The organism is Streptomyces anandii JCM 4720 (assembly GCF_014650655.1).
GTDB lineage: Bacteria > Actinomycetota > Actinomycetes > Streptomycetales > Streptomycetaceae > Streptomyces > Streptomyces anandii.
In genome coordinates, this window is sequence record NZ_BMVJ01000073.1 from 1 (window position 1) to 1,582 (window position 1,582).

General features: G+C 72.0%; 1 protein-coding gene. It reads left to right on the top strand.

The genetic code is table 11. The features are described from left to right. The coding region (locus IE249_RS35345; protein WP_189711611.1) for a beta-ketoacyl reductase at window positions 1–1,582 on the top strand (1,582 nt) is incomplete at both ends.

Below are 1,582 nucleotides of genomic sequence, written 5' to 3' on the forward strand. Positions count from 1 at the left end.
CGAAGGCCGCTTCCGCGCTCAACCTCCACGAACTCACCCGCGATCTCGACCTGTCGGCCTTCGTCCTCTTCTCCTCCGTGAGTGGCGTGTGGGGAACGGCAGGCCAGGCCAACTACGCGGCTGCCAATGCCTACTTGGACGCGCTGGCCGAGCAGCGGCGAGCCGAGGGCCTGGTCGCGACGTCCATCGCCTGGGGGCCGTGGGCCGAGGGCGGGATGGCGGCCGACGAGGCACTGGCGCGGCGGATGCGCGCCGGCGGCGTACCGCCCATGGCCACGTCTGACGCGATCGAGGCGCTCCAGCAGGCGCTCGACTCGGACGACACCGTGGTGGCCGTCGCCGACGTCGACTGGAAGCGGTTCGCGCCGGGCTTCGCGGCCGTACGGCCGAGCCCCTTGCTGGTCGAACTCACCGAGGCACGTGCGGCGGCGGTGGTCCGGCGCGGTGCCGAACCCGCCGGCGATGCCGGTGCCGTGTCGCGCCCCGCGTCTTCGCCGGCGCACCGCCTGTCCGGTCTGCCCGAGGCCGAACAACGGCGCGCTCTGCTCGACCTGGTGCGTGAGACGGTGGCGGCGGTCCTCGGCCACACGGGGCCCGAATCCGTCGGTGCCCACCGCGCGTTCAAGGAGCTGGGCTTCGACTCGCTGACGGCGGTCGAACTGCGCAACCGGCTGGGCGCGGCGGCGGAACTGCGCCTCCCCGCCACCCTGATCTACGACTATCCGACCCCGACCGCGCTCGCCGATCACCTGTTCACCGAACTGCTCGGGACCACCCGGGCGACGGCGACCGATCCGGTGCCGAGGGCCGCGGCCATGGTGGCGGACGACCCGATCGCGATCGTCGCGATGAGCTGCCGTTTCCCCGGCGGCGTGCAGTCGCCGGAGGACCTGTGGGGCCTCCTCGCCTCCGGACGGGACGCGATCTCCGAATTCCCCACCGACCGGGGCTGGGACATCGAGTCGCTGTACGACCCGCGATCGGACGGCGACAACACCTCCTACGCACGCGAGGGCGGATTCCTCTACGGCGCCACCGAGTTCGACCCGGCCTTCTTCGGCATCTCGCCGCGTGAGGCCGTCGCCATGGACCCGCAGCAGCGGCTGCTCCTGGAGACCTCCTGGGAGGCCTTCGAACGCGCCGGCATAGACCCGGAGACTCTGCGGGGCAGCCAGGCCGGCGTGTTCATCGGCACCAACGGCCAGGACTACCTCTCCCTGGTCCTCAACTCGCCCGAAGCGACCGACGGCTTCATGAGCACCGGCAACTCCGCGAGCGTCGTCTCCGGTCGGCTCGCCTACACCTTCGGTGTCGAGGGCCCGACGATGACGGTCGACACGGCCTGCTCGTCCTCGCTGGTCGCGCTCCACCTGGCCGCACAGGCGCTGCGCAGCGGCGAGTGCGATCTCGCGCTGGCCGGTGGTGTGACGGTGATGTCGACCCCAGGTGCTTTCGTCGAGTTCAGCCGTCAGCGGGGTCTCGCGGCGGACGGCCGGGTGAAGGCGTTCGCGGCGGGTGCGGACGGCACGGGCTGGGGTGAGGGTGTGGGCATGCTGCTCGTGGAGCGGCTGTCGGACGCCCG